Annotated in this window: 4 protein-coding genes and 1 pseudogene; all 5 read left to right on the top strand. The window is 64.1% G+C overall.

From position 1 onward, the window contains the following. Window positions 1-624 (top strand): annotated as a pseudogene (locus tag Q0478_RS00095) (NAD(P)-dependent oxidoreductase); the annotation flags it as partial. Further along, window positions 621-1,856: a glycosyltransferase family 4 protein gene (locus tag Q0478_RS00090; protein ID WP_298674705.1), complete on the top strand. Its 1,236-nt coding sequence runs from the start codon at window positions 621-623 to the stop codon at window positions 1,854-1,856. The pseudogene Q0478_RS00095 and the gene Q0478_RS00090, both read left to right, overlap by 4 nt. Further along, complete coding sequence (locus Q0478_RS00085; RefSeq protein ID WP_298674702.1) at window positions 1,853-2,833, top strand: glycosyltransferase; 981 nt, start codon at window positions 1,853-1,855, stop codon at window positions 2,831-2,833. The genes Q0478_RS00090 and Q0478_RS00085 overlap by 4 nt, the downstream gene beginning before the upstream one ends. Window positions 2,834-2,840: 7 nt before the next feature. Continuing rightward, entirely contained in the window at window positions 2,841-4,934 is a 2,094-nt protein-coding gene (locus Q0478_RS00080) for an NAD-dependent epimerase/dehydratase family protein (protein WP_298674700.1), read from the top strand. A 163-nt stretch (window positions 4,935-5,097) separates the two neighbouring features. Next, a partial coding sequence (locus tag Q0478_RS00075) for a fumarylacetoacetate hydrolase family protein (RefSeq protein WP_298674697.1) occupies window positions 5,098-5,483 on the top strand: 386 nt, incomplete at its 3' end.

The raw sequence follows: 5,483 nt of genomic DNA, 5'->3' as shown, positions 1-5,483 counted from the left end.
CCACGCGTGGTCTTGGCCAGCTCGATCGCCGTTTATGACGCGCGCGCGGGCTTTAAGGTGACCGAGCAAACCCCGCTCGAGCCCGACCCCGCCCGCCGCGAGCCCTATGTGGCCGCCAAACTGGCGCAGGAGGTCGCGCTTTGCCAAAGCCGGCTAAGTTGCTGGCGGCTGCGCCGTGGGGCGCTTTATGACAGCCGCCGCCGCTGGAACGCCCATATTGGTCTCGCGTTCGGGCCGGTGCTCATCAGCCTTGCGCGGCGCGGCGCCCTGCCGCTCCTGCACGTTCAAGATGCGGCCGCTGCGGTTCTTCGGGCGGCAGAAACCGCGCCCAGCAGCCATTGCGAGGCGCTCAACCTGATCGAGAGCGCGCCGCCCATGCGGGCGGAGTTCATCCGCGCATGGGGCGCTGGGCTGCATGTGCCGCTGCACTGGCGGTTGCTCTTGCCTTTCGCCCATCTGGCCGAAGCGCTTCTGGGCGCGCGCGCGCCGGGCCTGTTGCGCCCACAGGTCTTGCATGCGCGGATGGCCGCGCATGACTACCCCAACATGCGCGCCATGGCGCGCTTGGGGTGGTTGCCGGCGCACCGCTTTGTGCGCCCTCCTGCACAGAGGTCTGTCCCATGACGCTCATGTATCTGACCGGGGAATACCCCCGCGCCACGGACACGTTTATCCAGCGTGAAGTGGCCGGCTTGCGGGCCGCCGGGCTGACCGTTCACACCGCCAGCATCCGCCGCACCGGACCGCAGCATCATGTGGGAGAGGAACAGCGCAGGGAGGCGGCGCACACCTTTCATGTGCTGGAGGCGGCGAAGAACCCGCTGCGGCTGTTGAAAGCGCATGGCGCGCTTCTGGCCCGCGCGCCAAAGCGCTGGTTCAAGGCGCTGGCCTTGGCCTGGCAGACCGCCCCCAAGGGCGTGAAAGCGCGGGCTTACCAGATGTTTTACTTTGCCGAGGCTGGGGTTCTGGCGCGCCATATGCAGGCCACAGGCAGCACCCATCTGCACAATCACATTGCCAAATCAAGCTGCACTGTGGCCACGCTGGCCAGCGAAATGAGCGGTATTGCGTTTTCCTTTACCCTCCATGGGCCGGATATTTTCTTTGAGCCGCATCACTGGCGGCTGGACGAAAAGATCGCGCGGGCCAGTTTTGTGAGCTGTATCAGCCATTTCTGCCGCTCCCAAGCGATGGCCTTTTCGCACGAGCGCCACTGGAGCAAGCTGCATATCGTGCATTGCGGCGTGGAGCCTGCGCGCTATCAGGGCGCGCCCGAAGGCAGTGCGGAGCTTGTGTTTGTGGGCCGTCTTGCGCCTGTGAAGGGCCTGCCGGTGCTCTTGCGCGCGCTGGCCGATCTGCCTGAGGCGCGGCTTGCGATTGTGGGTGACGGGCCGCAGCGCGGCGATGTGGAGGCGCTGATTGGCGCGCTGAAGCTTGAGGCACGGGTGCGCCTTCTGGGCTATCAGAGCCAGGATGAGGTGGCAGCGCTCTTGGCCAAGAGCAGCGCGCTGGTGTTGCCAAGCTTTGCCGAGGGCTTGCCTGTGGTGCTGATGGAGGCCATGGCCGCTGGGCGCGCTGTGATTGCCACCCAGATTGCCGGTGTGCCGGAGCTTGTGAAGAACGGCGAGAGCGGCTGGCTTGTGCCGGCGGGCGATGAGGCGGGCTTGCGCGCAGCGATTGCCGCCTTTCTGGCAGACCCTGCGCGCGCCGCCGCGATGGGCGCAAAGGGGCGCGCGGCTGTGGTGGCGGAGTTTGACGCCAATGTGGAAGCGCGCAGGCTTGCGGCGCTGTTTGAAGCCTATGCACAGGGGCGCAGCGCGCGTTTGCGCCCTGCCCCCTTGGAGGCAACCCCATGAGCACGAGCGGCGAGATTGGCGCTGTTGTGATTGGCCGCAACGAGGGGCAGCGGCTGGTGAACTGCTTGCGCTCGATGCAGGGAGAGGTGGACCTTCTGATCTATGTGGACAGCGGCTCGACCGATGGCTCGCTTGAGGCCGCAGAGGCGCTTGGGGCTGAGACGCTGCTTTTGAGCGCTGAGCTGCCCTTCACGGCGGCGCGGGCGCGCAACGCGGGGGTTGGGCGGAGCGTGGCGCGGGGCGAGGCGCCCGAACTTGTGCAATTTGTCGATGGGGATTGCACGCTTGAGCCGGGCTATCTGACCCATGCGGCAAAGGCGCTGGAAGCCGATGACAGGCTTGGGCTGGTCACTGGGTGGCGCGCGGAAATTCATCCAGACGCCAGCATTTACAACGAGATGTGCCATTTTGAGTGGCACAGGCCCGCGGGCGAGATCCTGGCCTGCGGCGGTGATATGATGGTGCGGGCGCGCGCTTTTGAGGCTGTGGGCGGTTTCAACCCCGAGGTCATAGCGGCCGAGGACGACGAGTTTTGCACGCGGCTCAGGAAGGCGGGGCATATCCTCAAACGCCTGCCCATTCCGATGACGCATCATGATGCGCATATGACCCGCTTTTCGCAGTGGTGGAGCCGTGCGACGCGCACGGGCCATGGCTTTGAGCAGGTGAATGATTTGCACCCCGAGTATTTTGTGCGCGAGCGACGGCGGATGTGGCTGTTTGGCGGTGTTTTGCCGCTGCTTGGCCTCATTGGCGCGGTCTTGTTCTGGCCGCTTTTGGCGCTGATCGGGCTGCTTTATGCCGTGTCCTACGCCCGCACGGTGCGCGGGCTGGAGGCTGACGGGCTGGCGCGCGCGCGCGCGTGGCGACACGCGGTTTACCTCTTTTTGTCAAAGTTCCCCAATATCATCGGCGCGGTGACCTACCGCAAGCGCAAGCGGCTGGGCAGCCGCATGGAAATTATCGAGTATAAGTGAGGCTGGTATGAGCAAAGTGACCAAAATCGGGATCATCGGCGCGGGCTATATCGCGGACTGGCACGCCGATGCGATTGCGGCCACGGCGGGCGCAGAGCTAGCCTGTGTGGTAGACTCCAACGCGGCGGCGGCCAAGGCTTTTGGTGCGGCGCGCGGCATTGCCGCTTACGGCTCGGTGGCCGAAATGCTCGCGGCGGGGGCCTGTGAGGCGGTGCATGTGCTCACCCCGCCCGATTATCACCGCGTGGTGGCAGAAGAGTGTATCGCGGGCGGCTTGCATGTGCTGGTGGAAAAACCTGTGGCGCTGTCAGGCGCAGATGTGGCCGAAATGCGCAGAGCGGCAGAGGCCAAGGGCGTGCAGTTTGCGGCGGGGCATAACTTTCTCGGCCTGCCAAGCTATCAGCGGCTGAAGCGCCAGCTTCAGGCGGGCGATCTGGGGCGCGTCTCAACGGCGGAGATCACCTGGTGCTTTCCGCTGGGGCCCTTGCGCGCGGGGCCCTATGGCATCTGGCTCATGCGCGAGACGCGCAATTTGCTCTTGGAGCTGGGGCCACAGTTGTTTGCTTTTTGTCAGGATCTCTTCGGCGCACCGGAGATTTTGCATCTGGAACTGTCAAACCCCGTGGCCCTGCCCGGCGGTGGCACGCGCCCGCAGGGTTGGCGTATTCTGGCGCGCGCGGGCGGCGTGGATGTGACGTTCAACATTGCGCTGGTGGAGACCTATGAGGACCGATCTGTCACCCTGCGCGGCTCATCGGCGATGGCGCGGATGGATTATGCCAATGACACACTTGTGGTCACGGGGGTGAACACCTCGGACCTTGTGCTCAACCCCTTGCGCAACGCGCTGAGCCAGAGCTTTGCCCAGTTGCGCGAAGGGGTTGTGAACGCCACGCGCCAGCTCAGCTCGCTCAACCAGCGCTCGCCCTATGGGCTGAGCTTTCGCGGGATGTGCGCCGAGGTCTATGGCGCGATCAATGAGGGCCGCGCGCTCGATGCGCGCTATACGGGCGAAAGCGGCGAGGCCGTGATGCGCGCGATTGACGCTGTGCTGGCGCGTTTGCCTGCCGAGGCCCCCGTAAAAAAGCCGCCCAGAACGCCCAAGCCCACCGCGCTTGTGATTGGCGGGACAGGCTTTATCGGCCGCGCGCTCACGCGCAGGCTGGCAGAGAGCGGCACCCATGTGCGCGTGCTCTCGCGCGGCAAGACAGGGCCGTTTGAGGACATTGCCAACAGGGTGGAAACCGTGGCCGTAAACCTGCGCGACGAAGCCGCGCTAACCGAGGCGATGCAAGGGATTGAAGAGGTCTACAACCTTGCGAAATCGGATGACAAAACATGGGAAGCGGCGCTGGAGAATGACGTGGCCGTGGCCGAGCGCGTGGCGCGTGCGGCTATGGCGGCGGGGGTGACGCGGCTCGTTTATACCGGCACGATTGCTTCTTATGATATGTCCGACCCTGCCCGCAGCATCACCGAGGACACAGGCTTTGGCAAAGATATGCAGGCGCGCAACATTTACGCCCGCTCCAAGGCCGAATGCGAGGCGCGGCTGATGGCGATGCACCGCAGCCATGGCCTGCCAGTCAGCATTGCGCGGCCCGGCATTGTCGTGGGCCAAGGCGGGCCTTTGCAGCATTGGGGTATTGGCCGCTGGCACGGCGCGGGGGCGGTGAAGATCTGGGGACGCGGCACCAACATTCTGCCCTTTGTGCTGATTGAGGATGTTGTGGACGGGCTCATTCTCATGGCGCGCCACCCAGCGGCCCTGGGCGAGAGCTTCAACCTGATCGGCGAGCCCATGCTCACGGCGCGCGACTATTTTGACGCAATAAACAACCAGCTTGGCGCGCGGATCAAGCTCAGCGCCGGGCCACTTTGGGCCTTTTATGCGGCTGATGCTGTCAAGTTTGTGCTCAAAACCCGGATTTTGCGCCGCAAAGGCCTCACCCGCCCCTCCTATGCTGACTGGAAAAGCCGCGCACATCTCTCGCCCTTTGACAATACAAAGCCCAAACAGCTGCTGGGATGGCAACCCGAAGCAAACCACGACGCCTTTGTGCAAAAAGCCATCGCTGAGGCGGAACTTTTCGGATTTTAAGGCAAAAATCTCCTGATAGGGCATATTTTCGACAAATTTCTCTGATCAAAAGGGGCAAGAGAAAACCCTGAAGACAACAAATTGAAAGACAGGTGACGCGTGACGCAGAAACAAAGCCGTTTTTGCCAAGAATGGGCCGTGACAGCGCCGGATTGGAGCTGGCATGGCTGAGCGTCCGTCGTTTTCGCGCACCCCGCGCAAGGCCCTGAGCCGTGAGGCCCGTCAGGCGTTGATTTCCGAAGTGCTTGGGGAGGACTCCTCTCCACCAGATGCGGACGTGCAGGCAGATATGCCGGCCCCGCCACCGAGTGAGGAGGAGCAGCTCTTGCGCAGCCTGGAGGCGCTAGAGGCACTGGACGCGCAGGCCTTTGCGCCCGCCCCGCAGGCGCCACACCAGCAGGCGGCCCCTTCAGGCGGGCCGATCACCGTGCAAGAAGCCGATGATGCGATCTTTGGATATGTGTTGCTGAACGACTGGTCGGCCCGCGACATTCAGGCCTGGGAATATCAGCCCCTTGGCCCGTTTCAGGCCCAGGCCACAGCAACCAC

The organism is uncultured Lentibacter sp. (genome assembly GCF_937123735.1).
Lineage (GTDB): Bacteria > Pseudomonadota > Alphaproteobacteria > Rhodobacterales > Rhodobacteraceae > Lentibacter.
This window is presented reverse-complemented; position numbering and strand designations above follow the sequence as displayed.

Bases quoted from the DNA above. Each gene is read 5' to 3' on its own strand.
- Q0478_RS00085 (WP_298674702.1), top strand. From the start codon at position 1,853: ATGAGCACGAGCGGCGAGATTGGCGCTGTTGTGATTGGCCGCAACGAG.
- Q0478_RS00080 (WP_298674700.1), top strand. From the start codon at position 2,841: ATGAGCAAAGTGACCAAAATCGGGATCATCGGCGCGGGCTATATCGCG.
- Q0478_RS00090 (WP_298674705.1), top strand. From the start codon at position 621: ATGACGCTCATGTATCTGACCGGGGAATACCCCCGCGCCACGGACACG.